The organism is Lederbergia citri, assembly GCF_018343625.1.
GTDB lineage: Bacteria > Bacillota > Bacilli > Bacillales > Bacillaceae_C > Lederbergia > Lederbergia citri.
Genome location: NZ_JAGYPG010000002.1, coordinates 41,140 through 62,106 on the forward strand (window position 1 = coordinate 41,140; position 20,967 = coordinate 62,106).

The 20,967-nt window shown below is 38.5% G+C and carries 19 protein-coding genes; 4 read left to right on the forward strand and 15 right to left on the reverse strand.

The window, feature by feature from the left end; genetic code table 11:
• The first annotated feature begins 863 nt into the window (after nucleotides 1-863).
• Entirely contained in the window at nucleotides 864-1,367 is a 504-nt protein-coding gene (locus tag KHA97_RS08825) for an RrF2 family transcriptional regulator (RefSeq protein ID WP_213124396.1), read from the forward strand.
• A 791-nt stretch (nucleotides 1,368-2,158) separates the two neighbouring features.
• Here the strand turns inward: KHA97_RS08825 and KHA97_RS08830 are convergent.
• The 6 genes from KHA97_RS08830 to KHA97_RS08855 all read right to left on the reverse strand — a co-directional run bounded on the left by KHA97_RS08830 (nucleotide 2,159) and on the right by KHA97_RS08855 (nucleotide 10,628).
• A complete protein-coding gene (locus KHA97_RS08830) occupies nucleotides 2,159-3,259 on the reverse strand; it encodes a GerAB/ArcD/ProY family transporter (protein ID WP_213124397.1) in 1,101 nt (366 codons plus the stop codon).
• 18 nt (nucleotides 3,260-3,277) lie between these two features.
• Nucleotides 3,278-4,441: a Ger(x)C family spore germination protein gene (locus tag KHA97_RS08835; protein ID WP_213124398.1), complete on the reverse strand. Its 1,164-nt coding sequence runs from the start codon at nucleotides 4,439-4,441 to the stop codon at nucleotides 3,278-3,280.
• A 1-nt stretch (nucleotide 4,442) separates the two neighbouring features.
• Nucleotides 4,443-5,888, reverse strand: coding sequence for a spore germination protein (locus KHA97_RS08840; protein WP_213124399.1), 1,446 nt, complete (start codon nucleotides 5,886-5,888; stop codon nucleotides 4,443-4,445).
• A gap of 1,191 nt (nucleotides 5,889-7,079) precedes the next feature.
• Nucleotides 7,080-7,853: a class I SAM-dependent methyltransferase gene (locus KHA97_RS08845; protein WP_213124400.1), complete on the reverse strand. Its 774-nt coding sequence runs from the start codon at nucleotides 7,851-7,853 to the stop codon at nucleotides 7,080-7,082.
• 756 nt (nucleotides 7,854-8,609) lie between these two features.
• Nucleotides 8,610-9,614: a phosphotransferase gene (locus tag KHA97_RS08850; protein WP_213124401.1), complete on the reverse strand. Its 1,005-nt coding sequence runs from the start codon at nucleotides 9,612-9,614 to the stop codon at nucleotides 8,610-8,612.
• Between the two features lie 666 nt (nucleotides 9,615-10,280).
• Nucleotides 10,281-10,628: a VOC family protein gene (locus KHA97_RS08855; protein ID WP_213125711.1), complete on the reverse strand. Its 348-nt coding sequence runs from the start codon at nucleotides 10,626-10,628 to the stop codon at nucleotides 10,281-10,283.
• 250 nt (nucleotides 10,629-10,878) lie between these two features.
• On the opposite strand from KHA97_RS08855, the gene KHA97_RS08860 reads away from it, so the two are divergent.
• The gene (locus KHA97_RS08860; protein ID WP_213124402.1) at nucleotides 10,879-11,022 is read left to right on the forward strand and encodes a hypothetical protein; all 144 of its coding nucleotides are present in this window, start codon (nucleotides 10,879-10,881) and stop codon (nucleotides 11,020-11,022) included.
• A gap of 150 nt (nucleotides 11,023-11,172) precedes the next feature.
• On the opposite strand, the gene KHA97_RS08865 is transcribed toward KHA97_RS08860, so the two are convergent.
• Both KHA97_RS08865 and KHA97_RS08870 read right to left on the reverse strand, forming a co-directional pair.
• The gene (locus tag KHA97_RS08865; RefSeq protein WP_213124403.1) at nucleotides 11,173-11,637 is read right to left on the reverse strand and encodes a VanZ family protein; all 465 of its coding nucleotides are present in this window, start codon (nucleotides 11,635-11,637) and stop codon (nucleotides 11,173-11,175) included.
• Between the two features lie 168 nt (nucleotides 11,638-11,805).
• Nucleotides 11,806-12,414: a uridine kinase family protein gene (locus tag KHA97_RS08870; RefSeq protein ID WP_213124404.1), complete on the reverse strand. Its 609-nt coding sequence runs from the start codon at nucleotides 12,412-12,414 to the stop codon at nucleotides 11,806-11,808.
• A 585-nt stretch (nucleotides 12,415-12,999) separates the two neighbouring features.
• Here KHA97_RS08870 and KHA97_RS08875 point away from each other — a divergent pair.
• A complete protein-coding gene (locus KHA97_RS08875; protein WP_213124405.1) occupies nucleotides 13,000-14,190 on the forward strand; it encodes a cytochrome P450 family protein in 1,191 nt (396 codons plus the stop codon).
• Between the two features lie 364 nt (nucleotides 14,191-14,554).
• Here KHA97_RS08875 and KHA97_RS08880 read toward each other — a convergent pair whose 3' ends face one another.
• The 3 genes from KHA97_RS08880 to KHA97_RS08890 form a co-directional block, all read right to left on the reverse strand.
• Nucleotides 14,555-14,908 carry an acylphosphatase gene (locus tag KHA97_RS08880; protein ID WP_213124406.1) on the reverse strand — a complete coding sequence of 118 codons (354 nt, stop codon included), beginning with the start codon at nucleotides 14,906-14,908 and terminating at the stop codon, nucleotides 14,555-14,557.
• Nucleotides 14,909-15,065: 157 nt separating this feature from the next.
• Entirely contained in the window at nucleotides 15,066-15,488 is a 423-nt protein-coding gene (locus KHA97_RS08885) for an NUDIX hydrolase (protein WP_213124407.1), read from the reverse strand.
• Nucleotides 15,489-15,576: 88 nt separating this feature from the next.
• The gene (locus KHA97_RS08890; RefSeq protein WP_213124408.1) at nucleotides 15,577-16,467 is read right to left on the reverse strand and encodes a class I SAM-dependent methyltransferase; all 891 of its coding nucleotides are present in this window, start codon (nucleotides 16,465-16,467) and stop codon (nucleotides 15,577-15,579) included.
• Nucleotides 16,468-16,700: 233 nt separating this feature from the next.
• Here KHA97_RS08890 and KHA97_RS08895 point away from each other — a divergent pair, with 233 nt between their 5' ends.
• Nucleotides 16,701-18,146: an RCC1 domain-containing protein gene (locus KHA97_RS08895; protein WP_213124409.1), complete on the forward strand. Its 1,446-nt coding sequence runs from the start codon at nucleotides 16,701-16,703 to the stop codon at nucleotides 18,144-18,146.
• A 239-nt stretch (nucleotides 18,147-18,385) separates the two neighbouring features.
• Here KHA97_RS08895 and KHA97_RS08900 read toward each other — a convergent pair whose 3' ends face one another.
• From KHA97_RS08900 to KHA97_RS08915, 4 genes are all read right to left on the reverse strand, one after another.
• Nucleotides 18,386-19,135 carry an ABC transporter permease gene (locus tag KHA97_RS08900; RefSeq protein WP_213124410.1) on the reverse strand — a complete coding sequence of 250 codons (750 nt, stop codon included), beginning with the start codon at nucleotides 19,133-19,135 and terminating at the stop codon, nucleotides 18,386-18,388.
• Nucleotides 19,136-19,897, reverse strand: a complete 762-nt coding sequence (locus KHA97_RS08905; protein ID WP_213124411.1) for an ABC transporter ATP-binding protein — start codon at nucleotides 19,895-19,897, stop codon at nucleotides 19,136-19,138. It abuts the gene before it with no gap.
• A gap of 163 nt (nucleotides 19,898-20,060) precedes the next feature.
• A complete protein-coding gene (locus KHA97_RS08910; protein ID WP_213124412.1) occupies nucleotides 20,061-20,402 on the reverse strand; it encodes a DUF1048 domain-containing protein in 342 nt (113 codons plus the stop codon).
• Between the two features lie 71 nt (nucleotides 20,403-20,473).
• The gene (locus KHA97_RS08915) at nucleotides 20,474-20,794 is read right to left on the reverse strand and encodes a PadR family transcriptional regulator (protein WP_213124413.1); all 321 of its coding nucleotides are present in this window, start codon (nucleotides 20,792-20,794) and stop codon (nucleotides 20,474-20,476) included.
• Between the last annotated feature and the right edge of the window lie 173 nt (nucleotides 20,795-20,967).

The following is a 20,967-nucleotide window of genomic DNA, read 5'->3' on the forward strand; positions in this document are numbered from 1 at the left end:
CTTTCTTTTTTTATTAGTGCTGCAGATGTTCTGTATAATTCTATAGATTACATTATCGTGAAACCGAATCTAAACTTTAAACTACATAGCTTGAATCATTTTGTTTCATTCAAATTCATCCTTTTTATTTAAAATAAAATATATTATAGATAACAATTATCCGTAATTAAACGCAAAAATTTTTAATTATACAAGCATAATTACTTTAATCCCAATTTTTTCATTCGAACGAATTTATTTTTATTATTTAATCCCTCACTCGCTTTTGTATTTTATATCTAATATAAAAGAAGGTATTGTTCCCAACACTAACTATTATTTTTGGAGATATGTTGGTTATTGAAAGGATTATAAATCTTAATTTTTAACAACTAGAAACAATTATAGATAATTGTTATCTGAATTATATTCTTTATTGTTTATACATGTCAAGTATTCAATAAAAATACAAGCTCGACATTTTAATCTCCTTTCTATAAAGAGTGCAATATTTCTTTAATGGAATATAGCTTCCTAGTTTAATACGGTTTCATATAATATTTTTAAGTATTGGATACTAATAAATTGTTCGACATTAAAAATTTTTCAAATTATACTTGGTATCGTTTAAACCTAAGTAATTCACAATAAACTATGATGAGGAGAATTTAACAATGAAGTTTGACGGATATAATCAATCTGATTTTAATATGTTGTAATAGAAGGTCTGGACCAAGAGTGCAAGCTATTGGTAATAGAATTTACAACTCTATTCACTTTCTTCTTGGGAGGCAATCACTCTGCATCGTGCTTGACATGGTATATAAAGCGTAGTATAATGTTTAATCCAGATAAATGTTATCTGAATTAAGGGGGTTATTTTTTTGCAATTCAGTGTTGGAGTAGAATATGCTCTTCATTGCCTAACCTATTTTGTTGATCTTCCTTCTGGAACGACAATTAGAACTAAAGAACTGGCAACATTTCAAGGAGTTTCTGAAACATATTTATCAAAGATTTTTACGAAATTAAAGAAGTCTGGTATCGTACGTTCCATGCCTGGTGTAAAGGGTGGGTATGAATTAGCAAAACGTCCGAGCGAGATTAATTTTTGGGATGTAATAGAAGCGATCGAAGGATCACAGTCATTTTTCCAGTGCACACAAATAAGAGAAAATTGCATCTTGCTTGAAGGAAAAGAAGTGCCTAAATCTATAAGTTGTTCACCTTGTACAATTAATGTGATTATGTTGGAAGCTGAAAAAAAAATGAAAGAATACCTTAAGAGTAAAACAATCGCATCATTAAATGAAACGATAAAATTTAAAATAAAGGATATACATGAAGAGGGAGTTCTTTGGTTTCGGGAGGCGTTAGAACGCAGATAATGGACACGGAACAGGGTCCCGACTGACATTTGATAGACAAAAAAGAACTCATATTCAAGTAAGCGGCGGTTTTTACTCGGACCTTTTAAGGCGATTTATCACAGTCATCCTTATCTCACGATGTTATGGTAATTTTTGGGGTTATTGATATACAAGCACTGTATGTGGAAGAGCATGAATTCAGACCTGATAATAAAGAGGACATCGTTTGTACGACCATGGCAAAGGCTTCGAGGATTGCTGCTTGGTCATGCAAAAAAAATCCTTCCGAGGGGGATTTTTTTTGCATGACCAAGCAGCGAACTTCCCGGTAGGCTTGATTAAATAACGCTATTCCCATACATCAAACGGAGTCGCTTATGGGCAGCGAGTAATGGCGAGCTAGGTCTTTAAAGACACAATATGAAAAGCATGCATACATACAGATTGATTTGAGAACTACTATAACGCACTTAAATTGTAATGAAATCGGTCACATCAAATGCTTTTCATTGCTTTGGCCATAATATTAGATTGGAGACATTGGTAAGTGTATCATTCGACGATTTTGTATTTCTTGCTGGGGGATATTTCTTATATGGTGTTAACAAGCGATTAACCGTTAGGGCAATATCAGCCCTAGCCGCCAATTCATAGCTATATAGCGATCAAAATAAGCTGTTTGAATGCTAATTGGGATGCGATTGCAATATTGGTTCTATTAATGTTCCAATTAAATGAAAACGTCAGCCTCTGCCTCGTTCTCAGTGCCGGTTTCGGCGCAAACTGCATTCACTGCTCAGCACCTAATCCTAGTCGACACTTGACGCTTTGCGGCGCAGCCGTATACTGCCCAGCATCCATAAGGTCAGTGGAACAACAATATAGAGGAAGGGGTAAAAAAGTCCAATCATAAACATGTTCTTTTGCGTATGTAAGAACCAAATATTGTGTGTTCCAAAAATTACAAAACCTATCGATACGATCGTTGTTATGCAAGCAATAAGCTTCCAGTTTTTGAATCCTGTCCACTCGGATATTCCGTAACTAATGATAAACAAACAGACAGACAGTTTAATAAACGCGCCAAAGTACCAAAGGGGGACGTAAAAAGCGTCGATATTTTGAATGAAATTGAGGATAGATACAAACTTTGTCAGAGAGTATACAGGAACTATCAATTCAGCGGCCATTTTGGGCCCGGTTATGAACAGAAGCACAAGTGTGCTCAATACCCCCCATAAAATGGCAAGCGACGTTCCCCATAAGATCGCGCGCGAAGCCGTTCGTTTGTTCTCGGCAAAAAAGAAAAGTATCAAAATGATTGAAGGATCTAACAAGTAGTTGAACGAATAAAAGGTGCCTTTTAGAATAGAAAACCAGCCCGAGTCGGCATAGATGGGCAGAATTCGGTTGAAATCCATATCTTGTGGATTCAGAAAGAGCTGTACGAATAATATGACGACAAAAATGGGCCCAATAATCTCCGAACATCGACTGATGGCCGTAATTCCCCCTCTATATACGGCATATGTAACGATAAACAACAGACAAAGCAGGATAATGATCATCGGTGTGTTTTGAAGCATAACCAGATTTACAAACTCGACAGATATTTTAGCTGTCGTAATCATTTGCATGAACCAAAGCAGAAAATAAACAATAACGATGATTTTGCCGATTACGGTGCCAAGCAAGTCTTTCAGGAACCCAATCAACGTTTTGTCTTTATTTTGCATGCATACCCGTAACATCATCCATGTTATGGCCAGCATGATCATGCCTCCGAGCAGAATGGAGATCCAGCAGTCCTGACGCGATTGCTCCGCGGCTAAATGGATGGGCAAATAGGAAATCACGATCATAGAGGAGAGGCTGACAAGCCAGAACATTTGATAACCGCTTATCTTCATGCTTGTATTTCACATCCTTTATTTTAACTGCCTGCCGCTTGTTCCAACTGACATTAATTCTATATCTGCCTTGACGGTGACATCGATTTTTTTGAATTTTTCATCCCAATCGTCCTTTTGCGACTTCCACCAGTATGGATGTTTGCGATGAAAGTGCTCTCCGATACCAAATACATCAGGTCCCCATTCCTGAACTTTATCTACCGTCTTCTGCAAGTCCTTTTGAATTTTCTTATTGACGTGCTGCTTGACCGCAATCATATGATCTACCTCGGACATATCGAGCGATGTTGTATTTTCAAGGAGATAAGCCTGAGCTTTGACGGTTAATAAAACTTGTCCGGGAATGTTCTGGGTTTCGGTTTCGGAATGAATTTGTCGCCTAAGATTAGTAAATCTGAACGATAAGGTGCTCTTGCCGTCTTTCCATGGAACGGTTATCCCTTGATAAGTTCCTTTTCCCGCCATCCAGACCGCTCCGGCGCCTTCCGTATTGTTTAAAACCCCGGCGATTTTAAGTTGTTTGTTCAATACGGAAAAGCCGGAAATTCTGGCAATCGGAGTTTCCTCATCGATGCTCAGTTTTTTATTTTCAATCCGGATGGTCGGCACCAGAGGCCTGACCCCATCCGTGATACTGTCGATGATGAATTGCCGTGTAGAAAAGGAGTTCAACCCGTTGATTAGCAGTTCTTTTCCCGTGCCGATGCTGGATAGATGCTCCATGGGGTGTCCGATCATAAGGAATTCTTTAGCATTGCCTTTAATCATGACCGTAATATCCCGTTGATTGTTAGCAGGGTCCCTGTTCAGTTTGTCGAATATATTGCTGACGTCGTTCTTATTGAAGTAATCCTCGCTAATGGCGATCAGGGTACGATGACTGGTCAGCACTCTTCTAGAAAGCTTCTTTTGGATTTTCTGAGTGGCTTCGAATACACTTCTCCCCTTGGCCGATATAATGAAGAAGCTTTTCGAATTTTCAGAGCTTCCCTTGAACGGTCCGTTCTTCTGAATGGGGGTTACGATCTGATGGCTTACTTCAATCTCTCCGCTGTCGACAATATCAATGGCCGAGCCCAGGACGAACGCCAATTGGTTGGGCTCGACAATATCCCCACAGCCAGGGGCAGTCAGAATAATAATGAAGAAGAAGCTTATCAGAAGCATCCGTCGAATCATTTCAGTCGCGTCCTTTCTTTTTTTGCCCGTTTCTGACCCAGAATGGGTACCTGATGATCAAGTCTTTAATGCGTACACCATCGAACGGGGCAACAGGGCTTAAGTAAGGTGTTCCGAAAGATTCAAGCATGACTAGGTGGATCAGCAAGACGATAACGCCGAATGTAAAGCCAACGAAACCAAGAAAGCCGCTCCAGAACAGTAAAAGATATCGGATCAAGCGAAAGGGAAGCATGAGGCTGTATCTTGGGATCGTATATGCAGCGACGCCGGTCAAAGAAATGACGATAATGATTGGTGTGGATATAATACCTGCCTCCACAGCCGCTTGACCAATAACGAGCGCACCGATGATGCTTACAACTGGGCCGAGCTGGTTCGGAAGATGGACGCCAGCCTCCTGTAGCCCGTCAAAAATAAACATCATGAGGAATACTTCAACAACGGTTGGGAACGGGGAGCTTTCTCTCGCCGTCGCAATGCCGATCATAAGATTGGTCGGGATCATCTCCGGATGGAAAGTCGAAAGCGCGACATAAATAGCAGGAAAGGCAAGTGAAATGAAAGCCATAACATACCGAATCCACCGCGTTAGAAGGGCGAATACAAACCTCTCGAAGTAATCGTCTGCCGATTGAAGTCCCGACCAGAGCGTTATGGGAAGAATGAGGGCAAAAGGAGTTCCGTTGGTGATGAGGGCAACTTTTCCCTCTAATAATGAAGCAACTGCAATATCCGGGCGTTCGGTATTTTGAATTTGCGAAAAGATCGAGAATGAGCTATTCTCGATCCATTCTTCGATATATGCGGAATCGATCACGCCGTCCAAATCAATTTTGTTGAGCTTTGTTCGTACTTCCAATAACACCCGCTCATCCGCCACGCCTTGCATATAGGCAAGGACTACTTCGGTCTGAGTGTATTTACCAATCTTAAACGATTCCATCTTCAGATTCGGATGGATGATCCTGCGCCTTATTAAGGATGTATTTGTGCGAATATTTTCGACAAAACCTTCTTTGGAGCCGCGCAAAGCCGATTCCTTCTGCGGCTCCTCGATGCTTCTCATCTCATAGTCCTGAACCTGAGTGATGAGTGAAGAAACATTGCCGTCAACCAAGATTCCCAAGCTTCCCTGCAGGATATGATTGATCAGTCCCTCCAAAGTTTCCTCCGTCTTCACATTCGTCAGCGGAAGCCATTCGCATCTGAACATTTCGGCGAGCGACTCGATCTTATCGATTCCTTGCGGCAAACCATTGAAAATAAGGGGCTTCAGCACATTATCCTCAATGCTCTGCAATCGTACCATGCCATCGATATAAATGAGTAAAAGTTTGCTTTCATCCTTCATAATGAAAGAACGGAATATAATGTCCGAGCAATTAAGGAATTGTTCTCTAAGATAGGCTTCATTTTTTCCAAGGTTATTACTTATGGAACCCATGGACGACTGTCACTCCTCAGGATTATTTAAATTGATTATGTTGAATATAGTTTTGCCAAGGAAAATGCTCTTTAAACGTGGCTGCTGCGTAAATACAAGATGAAAGAGTAGAATGAGTTCGCAAAGGGAACTGCTACGATAACGCAGGCATTGAGACGTTCCTTAGCGTATTCATGAAAGAGCTCGTCTACCTTTTAAAAATTCAAAACACGAAAGCAAGCCTAGAGGCTTATTTTTGATCACTTGCTTCTGCAATAGAAAATGTGTCCACTTTTACATCCATCCGATTTATACCAAAAAACGTAATGTTTAATAGAGGGCTCCGTTTGTTAACACTTGAAGTAGCTCTGATTTTGCTTATCGGGGTAAAGATGTGGTTTCCTTTAATAACTTTCGGTGGTAGATGTTCAGTAGTTCGTCCAATTCCTGTGGTTTTGCACCACTTCTGTGCCGTTATTTTTTACCGGCTCGATGTGTAGCTTCTTCACGTATCTCGTCTCCTCGCTTTAAGTATGTCTGCCTCCCGACTCTCGCTGCACCGGGAACAATGCCAACGGGCAATTGGCATTGTTCCCGGTACAGTGATCACGTACGTTAATAATTAGTAATGGCCAGAATAACGAGAAAAAGCAGAGGTTGAAAACCTCCACTTGAATACAGTAGTTTCCTTACACAGAAGCGACCGTTATGAATTTCCTTGGAGAGTATGACCGAAGCCTTCTAGTTTAAGTACATTCTTTCACTTCCTCTTCTAAAATATAAATTGATATAAAAAAGAGCTACTCAACAATCTGACAGGATTGCATTAAAAGAATACCTTAACAAATAGAACTTAGATCAAACCTTTTTATTAGGTTTTCTATAAATTAGAACCTTAAAACTCAAGCCTCTTTTTTTCAACTTGGATATACATTAATTACTTCACACTTATCTGACTAAATCAATTTTTTTACTTTTTTAATTGACCTCATTTTGACCACATAGATAATTTATTGTTTTGAATATAAAAGTACGGAAATTACTAAAACATTGATTTACCAATACTTATTTTACTGAATTGTATTAAATTTACTTAGATTTCCCCATTTCTTTGTACTGGCAGTGTAGAGGTCAGCGGTTCGAACCCGCTATTCTCCATACAAAAAAACTTGCAAAACCTTTATAAATAAGGGATTGCAAGTTTTTTTATATTCACAGTTTACGCGCAGTAACAATCGGCTGATAAAAGCCTGATTCTTCAGGCATGTGCCACATGACATCAGTGAATCCACAGGAAATTAGAATTGTGCTAAGCTCTTGTCGTTTAAGAGCACGATAATTTGCTAAAAAATGTTTTGTCTCCCACCGATTGTTAATGTCTTGAATCATAAATTGATTTACAGTATATGTTTTTGAGTCATCAGGCCAATCCCACACTTGAAAAGTTATCCGTTTCCCGTTATCAAAGACACTTGGATGAGTGGCGCGAGGTTTATCGTGTAAGATCGCGTCGTAGTCCCTTATCGAAATGACCAATAAGCCATCTTGAAGTAATTTTGAATACATATTCTTGCCTGCTAATTGTAGATCTTCGTCTGATTGAAGGTGGGGAATGGCATTATCAACTGATATAACAACATCAAATTCTCCGGATACATCCTCCTTCAAGGAACGAAAATCAGCAACGCCAAAGGTAATTTTGACCCCACGTGACTCAGACTCTCGTTCGGCCCTCTTAATTGAAGCAGGGCTTAAGTCCGTTGCTGTAACTATATACCCCTTTTTTGCTAATCCTATCGCTTGTGTACCTATACCACAAGAGCAGTCTAGAAGTGAGATTGGCCTGTTATTTAAATGAGGTAAATTATCTTTTATCAACTGGTTCAAAATCGTACTTTGACGATCGATGGCACAGTCCCAATCGGAATAAATAAGGTGGTAATCTTCTGAAAGGTCATCATAAAACTTAATCACTGATTCTTTCACTATGCACCTCCGGATTGTCTGTAAAGGAACTATTCATAAACTGATCAAGTGAAATTGATACCAACAAGTATCAAAATAATCCTTTCTGCACTTATTGTTCTGAGTATAATGAATAATTCGGTACCAGTGTCATATTTCCTGCGTTATTCATAAAAGCTCCATTATAATAAACCTTTTTTGCCCTAGATCAGATCTCTTCGGACAGTAAATATTTGACAGCTCATGGAGGCTATAATTACTAGAATAAGAGATTAAACATTGATTCAATTCATTTTATATCTAAAATACTAATTTTTTATATGAATTTAATAAAGTTCCATTGGGATCAAGAACTACTGCTTCCGTATTCATCTCCTTAGCTTAATATAGTCTTTTAGAGTAACTTTCTTCCAATCTTTCCTGAATAGAATCAATACTTGTATTAGGGTTTAGTGTGTTCAAATAATATTTTAGACGCGGAAGGTAAGGATGCTTTATCCATCCAAAAATTAGTTTCCCATAACCCCGATCGTTTAAATGCTTACAACTGAAGAAGAACTACGCTCAATTATTGGTTTTCCTTTATAAATTGATAGTCCTCCTTCATATGTACTCCCACCTTATATGCAAAATATCTTAATTAAACTGCCCATTCGTTGAATAATTCTATAATTCCTTTATTAAATGAATATCCTAAGGATTTAACGAAAACGTTCAGTTTCTAAATTCAAGGACATAATTTAATACCTCCCCATTCAAATAAGATCAATACCCCTATTACAAATTGAAATTCAATTTTGGAGGTGTGGGTAATTCTAGGACAGAACATGCCCAACGTAGTGCTGGTCCCAGTTGAAGGCGCTGAACCTGCCGAAGTCTTGGAAGTGGAGGTATCACCGGCTTACCAGCTCGGGATGCGAAAAAACCTGCTGTCGAAGCAGCCACACACTTTGCGGAATATGAAGGAAACGATATCCCCCCATCCTTCATTACCTTCAGATACTCAGAAAGGAGACTTTCGGCTAATGGTCCACCCTCGCCCTCAACACTCGGGAAGAAAAACCCCACATCAAACATCAATGGTCCTCTGCGGACTAGCGCCCAATCAAACAAGACCAAATTGCCGTTTCTGAAACGCAAGTTATCTGACCTTATATCTGTATGGATTAAGCCCCAAGGTTGGTCACGAAGCAGAAGTTCTTTTTCCGCCATCATTAGAACATCAATGACTGAATCAAGCCATGACTCAGCTTCCACTCGATCCTCTTGAAACAATTCAAGAAAACAATTCCATTCGTCATGATTGTTTTTAATAGTGTTCCAATTGTCTGCTATACCATCGCCGTCTAATATCTCAACCTTCGTACCCTCAGAAATACCACGTAGGTGAAAGGAAGCTATATCTCTAACTGCTTGCATCCCAAGCTTTTCAGACCAAGGCGGGACCTTCTTTGTTCCTCCCAAATCTTCGAGTAATAATAAGTGCCAACCGTCAACGCTTACTGACCCGAAGTAACTTGGCGATATAGACTGTATAGCATTTATATTCTGATACACAAATTCTTCATTCGGTATAGCGTCCCAGTTTCCCGAAATAGACCCTTTCCCAGCACCTTTGGCAAAGATGGTTTTACCGTCTTCTAAAAAGATTCTAAAGGTTGCACTGGGTCCATAGCCTCCAAATACTCGAGTTGCCCTGCGTATTGGACTTCCAACTATTTCAACAATTTGTTCACGAAGCTCTTGTGGAACTTCTCTCCAGTATGGTTTAGGTTCACGCATCCTTTACACCCCCTATTGACTTATAATCGCATATAGAGAAAGCTTGCTCAGCTAACCTGCTGAGCTTAATAACTTTAACAAAAAAAGCGTTAATCCTTCTTCAATTAACGCTCCATTAGTCGAATATATCTATTTATTTTTCAAATTGAAGGTTTCTGATTCTCCATTCCAAGTTATGGTTGCCTCCATAGCATCATCTGCAATGGAAGAGTAAATACTTATCTGGTTGTACAATTAAATCTTTTTCTGAGACAAAAGGTAAATATGATACCTACTATGATAAAAAAAATTATTACAGACGTTGAAAAAGAATTAGGACTTTCAGTTGCAGTTATCCAAGTAGGTGGAGAATCTGTCATCCATGAAGTTGTTTGATTATTGTCATATTGACTATCTCTATAAACAATGGCCCATGTTTGATAAACCTTCGACCACATAAACCCAAGAACAAAACTTATAAAAAATCCTAATGAGTAGTCAGTAAAGGCGGAAAACAACTTGTTACCTTGATTAGCAACATAAACACTTTCTTTCTTCTCCAAACATTTCCCTCCCGTCTTATTTACCTTACCGTCCGTTAGTGGAACAAGAAAAGGAGCCGCAGCTACAACTCCTTGTTTCGCTTAAGCACCTGTTTATTCAACAAAATATGAATATTTCAACCCTTTATTTCTCCCATAGCTCAACCAGTCTACCTTCAGGATCTTTAATCCAAATAAACTTACCAAATTCACTAATCTCTTTTTCCTTTACTAGAGGTACACCAATTTGTTCAAGGTGCGTAATAGTCTCGTTTAGATTATCAACTTGGAAATTTAACATCACTTGCTGTTCTGTTGGGAAGTAAGGGTCATCTTCAGTAAAGAAAGAAAAGATAGTTTCATTTCCTGAATGGGGTTTAATAATAGTCCCATTCCAATTTTCAAGTTCAATCTTCAACACTTCACTGTACCATTTTTTTATAACATCAAGATTCTTAGTTCTCCAGAATATTCCTCCGAAACCTTTTATCATCATAATAAACATGCTCCCTTCTCTAATTTCTTTAATTTTTTCGATTAAGTTAGAAATTCAAGAAATAACAAACAAATTCCTTCTTCAACCTACCTGACATTTACTCAATAAGCGAGGGAGCTACCATCAAGATATATTCTTCTATCGTCGTTCAAGGTTTGATTTGATAATAGTTAAGAAATATTAATTTCCTTCAACCATTTTTATTTTCAAGGTAAAGTTGGACATATTATCCATAGGAGGTGATAAGGTGGCTGACAAAAAGAAAACTTCAAAATACATGGAAAGATACAGTAAATTAGATAGATACAAAAACGATCGGCATAATGATAACGCTAGGGCAGCAGCGGCTCTTGAACCAGAAACCCCAAGAATTAATACAGATAATCTTTAACAGTATGTTTATTGTTCAAACATTTGAAAAAGCAAATAACAAACTAATACCACACCTATCAGCGCTTGGGCTTAAATCCAAGCGTTACTAATACTACTATGCTTTTATTTTACTCTAGCACTCGTTTGTCTAAGCACAATTCTTCACAAACTAACAGGATTGAACTGAATCCCTAATTATTAACTTTTGATTAGAATTCATCTTCCAAATTGAAAAACCAATCAAAGCCCCAAACAAATTAAGAATGAAGTCATCAATATCAAAACTTCCTCTTCTCGTAACTAATTGTATTCCTTCAATAACAAATAACAATATTACCATTGTGAATGAAAATACACTTATTTTGTTTATTTTACTTATAAAGTAAGGCAGATAGATACCCATTGGTAAAAACATAAAAGCATTTCCAAACAGGTTTTTAATTCGTATATCCATATTCATACTACCTTCCGAAATCGGTTTAACATATATAATTATTGTTTTAAATGGGACTAAATTTGAAGACCTTTTGATATATTCTATTAATGACAAATCAGTCCAGATATAACTTCTAAAACCCAAGAATAATAGAACAATTAATAAAAATAAGTAAAACACGAAACTTATACTTAACATTACATTAAATAGTTTTTTTCATATTATCCAACATGTTCGCTGTGTCTCTTTTGAACTTACTTCATCTTCGATTAACGCTCCGATACTTCAATAAGGATTAAACTTTATAATCGTCAAAAGTTTCATTATAAGGATTTGATACAACAATCGATGTTACCAAACTATGCACTACTCGTTGACCACTATTAAATCAAATGATGTTGGTGGACACAAGACTGAGAAATAGTAATCCTCTGCAGAGTCCCATCGCAGATGCCAATCCATATCGTCATTACCTTCTCTTACATTATGTCTATAACGGCGAACATCGGGTAACACATCCACTAGTACCTTAAAATCGACTACATCAGATAGTTCAGGTAGCGAGCTATAAATTCCGTCAAGAATAATTACCATTGAGGGCTCTTTCGTTACAAAGGACAATGACAAGCCATTTTCAGAAGAAAAGGAGAAAGGGTGATATTGAGCGTTCTCACCTGCTATAAGTGGTAACAACGCCTCAGTACGCATACGCTGCCAGTCGATACACCTGCGACACTTCAGCTCTGATGTATAGGTGTCCCATTCATCGTCAGTGATAGTTGCTGCGAAGAAATCATCACACTGAATGACAGTTGCTCCTAAGTGTGAAGCAACTTCAGCAGCCAACGTAGATTTTCCTGCACCACTCCCTCCATCTAGGGACACCACCAAAGGATTGGTTCGTCCTTTCAGCCGTGTTTTTATAGCGGATACTATTTGCTCAGTAGCTGCCTTTGTTATTTGGTTGTTTTTCACGATTATCACTCCACTGGATCCGATAGAAATATCTACCAGAAAAATCATAAATTATAGGAAATTTGTTATATACAATTATTCTTCTCTTTTAAATAAATACCTGCTTATTAAATTAACTGCCCGTTCGTTCAATAAGAATTTCAGCAAAAAAATGCTTTATTCCATATTGGAGTAAAGCCCCCTTTAGCAAAATAAGGATATGCCGAACTAACGGAAACCGTACAAAAAACTTGAAAACAATTATTCAATTAATGATACTTTCAAAAAATTGAGCCCCGTAAGAGTAAAGATTAATATAAATGATGCAAAAGTGCGTTTCAAGTATTGAAGGTCCTTTATCGAAAAGTTAAAAAGGGATCACTCGGAAATAAAGCAACCTTTAAACAGCCTGTTGTCAGGCGAGGCAAGCAACGAGGTATGTGAGCGTTTGTATTCAGTCTAAGACATTAACAGATTCCCAGGAATTAGTTTTTAAACAAGGAATACAATTAACACTAGTATTTGCTGCCATGGTTGCAGGAAAAGGATGTTTAAACGCGAATATATGATTAAAAAGACTTAGGATAGAAAGGGAGAACAACACGCATGGATATTAAATCGCTTGATTTGTTTTCGCAGGAGTTTCACCAAAATCCTTATGATTATTATAATAAAATCCGACCACACCAACCTTTTGCAAAAGTGAAGCTGTTTAACGAAGGACAACATCATACATGGATGGCTTTTACGTATGAAGCAGCGGTAGCCGTGTTAAAAGATCAGAGGTTTATAAAAGATATGCGGACAGTCTTCCCTGACGAAGTGACAGACGAAAATCTTCCGCCAATAAGTCAAAGCATGCTTTTTGTTGACCCTCCTGACCATCGCCGCCTGCGCAGCCTTGTACAAAGTGGCTTTACGCCTAAAAGGATTGCGAGGTTAAGAGGGCGTATTGAGGAAATTGCAAGAGAACAAGCATGGCTTATGAGAAACAAAGAAACGGTTGACTTTATTGAAGAATACGCGTTTCCGATTCCAATTAGAGTCATCTGTGAATTGCTTGGCATCCCGTCTGAAGATCGTCTTGATTTCCAGCGCTGGTCCAATGTAATAGTGGAGATAAGCGATAATCCTAGATATGATGAGGCTATGATGGAATTTATGGCTTATCTGGAGAAAGTGATTGAAAAAAAGCGTGTGTCTCCTAAAGAAGATTTGCTGTCTGATTTAATTCAGGCAGAGGAAGGAGGGGACCGTTTAACTGTAAGCGAATTGTATGGAGTCGTTATGCTTCTCATAGTGGCCGGACATGAAACGACTGTGAATCTAATTGCCAATGGTTTACTGGCGCTGCTTACACATCAAGACCAACTTGCGTTGCTAAAAGAAGACCATTCCCTTGTGGCACAAGCCATTGAAGAATTGCTACGTTTTAATGGTCCAGTTGAGTTCAGTACAGACCGTTGGGCGAAAGAGTCCTTTACGTTTATGGGGCAGCAGGTTGAGAAAGGGGACCATGTCATTGTTTCTCTTGCATCGGCGGATCATGATCCAGCGGCGTTTGCGGATCCCAGTACCTTCAACATTACAAGGGAAAAAAGTCCTCATCTTGCGTTTGGAAAAGGCATCCACTATTGCCTAGGCGCCCCACTTGCCCGGCTTGAAGGCGAAATAGCCATACGTGTTTTGCTGGAAGAATACCCAAGTCTTAGCCTTGCAGCTGAACTGAATGAATTAGAATGGCGACAAAGTCTTATCATTCGTGGTTTGAAACAGTTGCCTATCAAGCTTTTTTAAAGAAACACATCAAGAAAACAAGCAGCGATTGGAGCCATCATGCCATTCCTTCTAGAAAAAGACGATTTGTAATTGCGATACATCTAAGCAATTAAGAAAAAATGGAAATTAATTTTTTATTGTTTATGTATTTCTTTTATTTAATATAAAAATATCAGTGGACTTTCCCCTTTCACGGAAAATCCACTGCAAGTTTTTGGAAGTATTAATTAAACCACAATAGTTACTTATTCATCGAAATAACTTTTACACCCTTTTTGTAATATAAGTTTAGCCAGATTTTTCTGGTTGAACTTTTTATATATGTGGTCATATGGTTACGATTTCATGATTAGTTTAATAGGACAGACCCTAAGGAAATCTCTTATCCTACTATTATAAAATCTTCCCTATTCCTACTAATAGGAATGTTTATGACTTCACATTTCTTTACAGTTGCACGTTTCAAAGACTTCATGGATTTTATTAGAAAATCTACTTTCGATTCTTCCCCTTGCAGTTCTGCTTCTACACTTCCATCTTCTAAATTTTTCACCCATCCCATGAATTCCAATCTTTGAGCAAGGGTAAATAATTCCAAACGGAATCCTACTTTTTGAACTCTCCCGGAAAAGATAACTTTTTTTCTTACTACATTGCTTGAATCAAATTCGGGAAAATTAATATTATTGGCATGCCAAATAACGTAATCATCTCTTAATCTTTTTAAAGCTTTCATTCTCTTTTCCCCTTTTTTATTAGTATTATGGTAAATTCTTCTTCAACTATCCTGCACGTTACTTTAAGTTCATTTTTCACAATTGGCCGGAAGTTCCCTTCACATAATCACAGAGCCCTGACACTCATTTATAAATAGTTATACAAATAAAGATTTATTAACCTACCACTCCTTGGAATGCATACGGGACTGATTTATCTAGCAAATATTTAATACCATTTTTATGATATGGCATCATTTCATCAGCTGTTTTTAAACTTACCCATCTTACTTCTGAAATTGTTTCAGTATCTTGTATTGAAATTTCACCACTTAGTATCCTTGCTTTGAATGTTATAAAAAGGGCATGATTGTCATCATTCATCATAAAAGCTTCATTTACGCTAATGATATGATCAATCTCAATAGTTAAACCAGTTTCTTCTTTAGCTTCGCGTATTGCTGCTTGTGATAGAGTTTCTCCTGATTCAACAGCTCCACCTGGTAAAGACCAATTATCATATTTAGTATTTTTAACCATTAAAACTTTTTCTTGTGTTTCATCATAAATAAGTGAATATACTACATCTACTCTTTTCATTAAACACACTCCTTGTACGTTTCTAATATTTACAAAAAGCGACTGTACTTCGTTATCGCACCTTCTAAGAGTTGAATAAGCTTAGAATTTAAGATTGATTACAATTTTTTATCTCTCCAAAGGTAACTTTCATACTAGGAGCGTATACTAAAGAGGAATCAATGTTAAATACTTGTGAAAAAAGTAGCTCTGCTTCATACTGTGCCTGTGCATCCTTCGATGTTACCCCTCGGTTTTTTAAACCTTCAATAAACGCTTCTTTATTAGCGGGTTCTTCACCTAAACCTTCTTCTTTTAAAGAAAAATACAGTTTTTGTTTATCGATTTGATCCATATTCGGATTGAGGAAATTTACTTTGTCACTAATTCTGCACTCAATGTTCTCCACACCCAATTCTGTTAGATATAATGGTATTTTAGCTCCTATATTCCCATCTTTTCCATTCTGTTTTCCATCATCTTCAAATAGTTTTTGAAGAATGCCAAGTTTAATAATATGAGTTTGTTCATACCTATTAACATAGTATGATGACATATTTGAAATCCAGTGTGGTTCAAAACAAATTATTTTGCCTTCGTTCACAACAGAATCAATCATTTTTTGAAGCATTCTTTTGGGATCTGACATATGTAAAAGAAAAGCGTGGCATACTGCAATGTCATACTTACGCTCTATATCTATCTCATATAAATCAGCTACAAAGAGTTCAGCTTCATATTTTAGATTGTGAAAAAGCTCTCTCCCCTGATTAATAAGTTGTTGTCCTTTATCTATTCCTGTATATTTCGAACCGGTTGGTAATAGAGGTAATAATTTAAGTCCCAAATATCCATATCCACAACCAAAATCAATAATATGTACAGGTTGAGATAGCCTCCAAACGTACTTTACTAAAAACTCTAAATAGTCATCATTATAATATAAGTCTCTAGTTGTTTTTAGGTATTCCATTTTGGTATCCCAATAATACTCTTCCATTAATGTTCTCCTTTTGTTGGATTTCTCTCTATAAGAAAATTAATTTTTTATATTCTCTTATTCTTACAAAGAGTCCTTCTTCAAATCCTGCCTATTAGTTTAATAACTTCAACAAATAAAAGCCTTAATCCTTCTTCTTTTAACGTCCCCCTTTAGCTTAAAAAGATTTCCTTACTTTTATTGACTCTCATGGTACATGAGGATATATGATTATATATAGAGGTGATGATGATATGAAATACAAAGTAAAAGAAGTTGCCGAATTTGTAGGTGTGAGTATTGCTACACTCCACCATTATGATAAAATCGGTCTCCTTTCACCTGAATCGGTTAACCAAGCAGGATATCGTCTTTACACAGATTACGAATTGGAGCGATTACAGCAAATATTATTTTTCAAAGAAATGGGGTTTTCACTAAATGAAATCAAAAAAAATCTAGAACATACAGGTTTCGATCGCAAGCACGCATTAGAAGTCCATTTAGATGTTCTTCTCCAAAAGAAAAAACGCCTGGAAGAAATCATCAACACAGTATATAAAACGATAGAATCCATAAATGGAGGGATGAAAATGAATCCGAAAGATATGTTCGAAGGCTTTGATATTACAGATATCGAAGAAAGCAAGAAAAAGTACGCTGCAGGAGGATACGAACATACCTTGGCAGTCAAAGCTGATGGGACTGTTTGGGGATGGGGGAATTTTGGTCAGGAAGAAAGCTCAGTTGGACTTGAAAAGCCCCTTGTTCCTATTCTGTCAAATGTAAAGACAGTAGCAGCTGCATCTGGGCATTATCATTCATTTGCTATTAAAAACGATGGGACTGTTTGGGGATGGGGGAGTAATGACCACGGTCAACTTGGAATAAATGCTAACGAAGACTATGTTACTGTACCCATCAAAATAGAGGGTCTAGATCATGTTGTTTCTGTTTCGGCAGGTGTGTTTCATACGTTAGCATTAAAAGACAATGGGAGGGTATGGACATGGGGTCCAAATTGGTATGGTCAACTTGGAAATGGATCATACAAAGAGAGTAAGTCTCCTTTAATTGTTGAGAATTTGGCAGGTGTTAAAGAAGTGGCTGCAGGTTTCTTTCACTCTTTAGCCTTAAAAGGTGATGGCACTGTATGGAGATGGGGCGGTTATGGGGATTCGACCAACGAATTTCCAATAAAGGATCAAAGTCCGATTCCTGTGCGTATGAAAACGATCGATCAAATAGTTGCAATTGCTGCAGGAGGTTCGCACGGTGTAGCTTTAAAAGATGATGGTACAGTTTGGACATGGGGATACAATGATGAAGGTCAATTGGGAGATGGAAAGTTTGTAAACGGGTGTTCATGTGAACCAAGAATGGTTTCTGGATTAACCGATATAAAAGCAATCACAGCTGGTGGGGCATTTACATTAGCTCTGAGGAAAAATGGCACAGTTTGGGCGTGGGGATCAAATAATTACGGTCAACTTGGAGACGGTACCTACGAAAAAAAATGTGAAGCAAGAGAAATTCCCGAACTGAATGATGTCATTCATATTGCGGCTGGGACAAAGCACGCTATGGCAATGAAGAAGGACGGTAGCGTCTGGTTGTGGGGGAGTAATGACCACGGACAATTAGGTGATAAAAAAGATAGTAAAAAGAATCGTCCATATAAATATTTTCAAACCACTTAAACTAACTATCATTAACAAATAGTTAAACCTACAACACATATAGATTGTAGGTTTCTTTTTGCTTATATAAAAAATGTACTTATTTATAAAGTTAGGTAAATGTTTCAAAATTATCGCTCCCTTTTCCCCTTGTTCACACCATACGTGCGACTTTCAAAGCATACGGCGTTCCATATGATAGCAAATGCATTCATTATAATGGCTGACTATTGATATGGCTAATCCTATAATGGTGTACCTTATCCTAACTGGCGTTTAAATTGTTTACTGGCGAACAAGTAAGCGATAACCGTAATGCCGATGCACCAAGCAAGTGCGATCCAAATATCGTTGCCAACAGACCCTTCATACAAGAGAGCACGAATTGCATTCACGATTGAAGTCACGGGCTGGTTCTCAGCGAACGCACGGACAATTTTAGGCATGGTTTCGGTTGGAACAAAGGCTGAACTGATAAACGGCAGGAAAATCAGCGGGTACGAGTAGGCTGTCGCCCCTTCCATTGACCCCGCTGTCAATCCGGGAATGACCGCCAGCCATGTCAGCGCCAGCGTAAACAGTGCGAGTATCCCAGCTACCGCGAGCCAATGCAGGATATCAGCGCTGGAACGAAAGCCCATCAAGAGCGCGACGAGGATAACTACCACAATAGTAAGCGAATTGGAAACTAGCGAGGTCAACACGTGAGCCCACAATACCGACGAGCGCTTAATGGGCATGGTAATGAAACGCGCCATCAGACCACTCTTTACATCATTAAACAGCCGTAGAGAAGTGTATGCAACGCCGGATGCGATAGCCATCAGCAAGATTCCCGGTAATAAATAATTGACGTAGTTATCCGATCCTGTCTCTATGGCGCCGCCAAAAACGTAGACAAACAGTAGCATCATCATAATCGGCGTAATCGCCACTGTGATTATCGTATCCGGGCTGCGCAAAATGTTACGCATTAAACGCCCTAGTAATACCCTTGTTTTACTTTTCATTTACATCTCCTCCTTTTTGCCGATGATCGTGAGGAAAATTTCCTCCAATGTTGGCTGCTTCTCAATGTACTCCACTTTTGTTGGCGGGAACATTTCTTTGAGTTCAGTTAGGGTACCGGTCGTGATGATTTTTCCGCCGTGCAAGATGGCAATACGGTCCGCCAGTTGTTCGGCTTCCTCCAGATACTGGGTCGTGAGCAAGATGGTTGTGCCACTGCCGGCAAGCTCCTTGACGGTATCCCAGACTTCAAGCCGCGCTTCGGGGTCAAGCCCTGTCGTCGGTTCATCGAGAAAAATGACAGCTGGCGTCCCGATCAGGCTCATGGCGATGTCAAGACGTCGCTTCATCCCGCCGGAATATTTGTCCGCCCGGCGATTGGCCGCGTCACGCAGACTAAATCTTGCAAGCAGATTGTCAGCGACTTGAGCAGGATTGGAAACTCCCCGCAGCTTGGCGACCATCATCAGATTTTCCCGCCCGGTAAGCATGCCGTCTACAGCTGCGAACTGTCCTGTTAAGCTGATGCTCTGGCGAACATAATTGGGTTGACGCTGAACGTCATAGCCGCAAATACCTATTTCGCCGCCATCGTGTTTCATTAGCGTTGAGAGGATGTTGACCGTTGTCGTCTTACCCGCTCCATTTGATCCTAGCAGTGCAAAAATTTCGCCACGTAGCACCTCAAAATCCACCCCTTTTAAGACTTCCTTGTCTTTAAAGGATTTTTTTAACCCTTTTACTGAAATCGCTACAGTGTTCATATTTTTTCCTCCTTATAAAAAGTGTCCTTGCCGAGTTAGATTACTTTACTCCACTATTCTGTATCGCTGATAATAAGTAATACTTACTACTGAGTTGTAAATATGACTGAATAACGAAGGTACAATTCGTAACCAGCTATTCAGTCGGTATTATCTATTGAACTTATTTTTTTCCAAATCGCTTCTTGATACTTTGATTCAAATCTTCACCATACTTGGCGACATAGGTTTTAGCGTTTGCCAGTAGTTCATCGGCAAAGGACGCCACATCGTCCCCAGTGATTTCCAACACTTTTCTGCCTTCAGCTGCACCGGCTTCGAACAACTCGATCAATTCATACTGCATGTGCAGCATATCCATCCCGTTGCCAGTTGCGAAATTCCACATGTAGTTTTGAATTTTCTTAAATACAAACTGGTAGTCCTCTGGCAGGGCTTCAACCCGTGCCATCATCATCTTATACTCTTTTTTATCACCAATCATTTTTTTGAACATTTCCAACATGTTATTTTTCCTCCTTTTTTATAAAGCTCAACATTACAGTCCAAAATTATCGGATGGAATAACTTATGAAGCTAGTTTGATTTCAAGACGTTGATTTTTGATGATACAAAATCCCATTTTTTCCAAAACAATTCAAGTTCCTGGCGGCCAGCCTCATTAAGTGTGTAAAACTTGCGGGGCGGCCCCATATCTGACGGTTTCTTTTCTATGTTGACTAGTTTTTTCTTTTCTAATCGCACAAGGATCGTGTAGACCGTCCCTTCCACGACTTCGGTAAACCCAAGCTCGTTCAGGCGGCGGGTAATCTCATAGCCATAGGTTTCATGACGACTGATGATTTCCAGCACACAGCCTTCCAGTGAACCTTTTAGCATTTCAGTTAAATTTTCCATGTTTAGAGCTACCTCTATTCTGTATAACTTAGTAGTAAGGTAAATTTTAATCAATAGCTTTTGGGAAATCACGCTATTGAGTATTACTTATTACAGGTACATTGTAACACCGAGTAGTAGGGGTGTCAACTATACATCTTCACAATCTTTTCTTTACCATAACAACATCTAAT

Excerpts from the sequence above, each read along its gene's own strand:
- KHA97_RS08830 (WP_213124397.1), bottom strand. The coding sequence starts at position 3,259 with ATGAAGATAAGCGGTTATCAAATGTTCTGGCTTGTCAGCCTCTCCTCT.
- KHA97_RS08835 (WP_213124398.1), bottom strand. The coding sequence starts at position 4,441 with ATGATTCGACGGATGCTTCTGATAAGCTTCTTCTTCATTATTATTCTG.
- KHA97_RS08840 (WP_213124399.1), bottom strand. The coding sequence starts at position 5,888 with ATGGGTTCCATAAGTAATAACCTTGGAAAAAATGAAGCCTATCTTAGA.
- KHA97_RS08850 (WP_213124401.1), bottom strand. The coding sequence starts at position 9,614 with ATGCGTGAACCTAAACCATACTGGAGAGAAGTTCCACAAGAGCTTCGT.
- KHA97_RS08855 (WP_213125711.1), bottom strand. The coding sequence starts at position 10,628 with ATGATAAAAGGTTTCGGAGGAATATTCTGGAGAACTAAGAATCTTGAT.
- KHA97_RS08865 (WP_213124403.1), bottom strand. The coding sequence starts at position 11,637 with ATGTTAAGTATAAGTTTCGTGTTTTACTTATTTTTATTAATTGTTCTA.
- KHA97_RS08875 (WP_213124405.1), top strand. The coding sequence starts at position 13,000 with ATGGATATTAAATCGCTTGATTTGTTTTCGCAGGAGTTTCACCAAAAT.
- KHA97_RS08880 (WP_213124406.1), bottom strand. The coding sequence starts at position 14,908 with ATGAAAGCTTTAAAAAGATTAAGAGATGATTACGTTATTTGGCATGCC.
- KHA97_RS08885 (WP_213124407.1), bottom strand. The coding sequence starts at position 15,488 with ATGAAAAGAGTAGATGTAGTATATTCACTTATTTATGATGAAACACAA.
- KHA97_RS08890 (WP_213124408.1), bottom strand. The coding sequence starts at position 16,467 with ATGGAAGAGTATTATTGGGATACCAAAATGGAATACCTAAAAACAACT.
- KHA97_RS08895 (WP_213124409.1), top strand. The coding sequence starts at position 16,701 with ATGAAATACAAAGTAAAAGAAGTTGCCGAATTTGTAGGTGTGAGTATT.
- KHA97_RS08900 (WP_213124410.1), bottom strand. The coding sequence starts at position 19,135 with ATGAAAAGTAAAACAAGGGTATTACTAGGGCGTTTAATGCGTAACATT.
- KHA97_RS08905 (WP_213124411.1), bottom strand. The coding sequence starts at position 19,897 with ATGAACACTGTAGCGATTTCAGTAAAAGGGTTAAAAAAATCCTTTAAA.
- KHA97_RS08910 (WP_213124412.1), bottom strand. The coding sequence starts at position 20,402 with ATGTTGGAAATGTTCAAAAAAATGATTGGTGATAAAAAAGAGTATAAG.
- KHA97_RS08915 (WP_213124413.1), bottom strand. The coding sequence starts at position 20,794 with ATGGAAAATTTAACTGAAATGCTAAAAGGTTCACTGGAAGGCTGTGTG.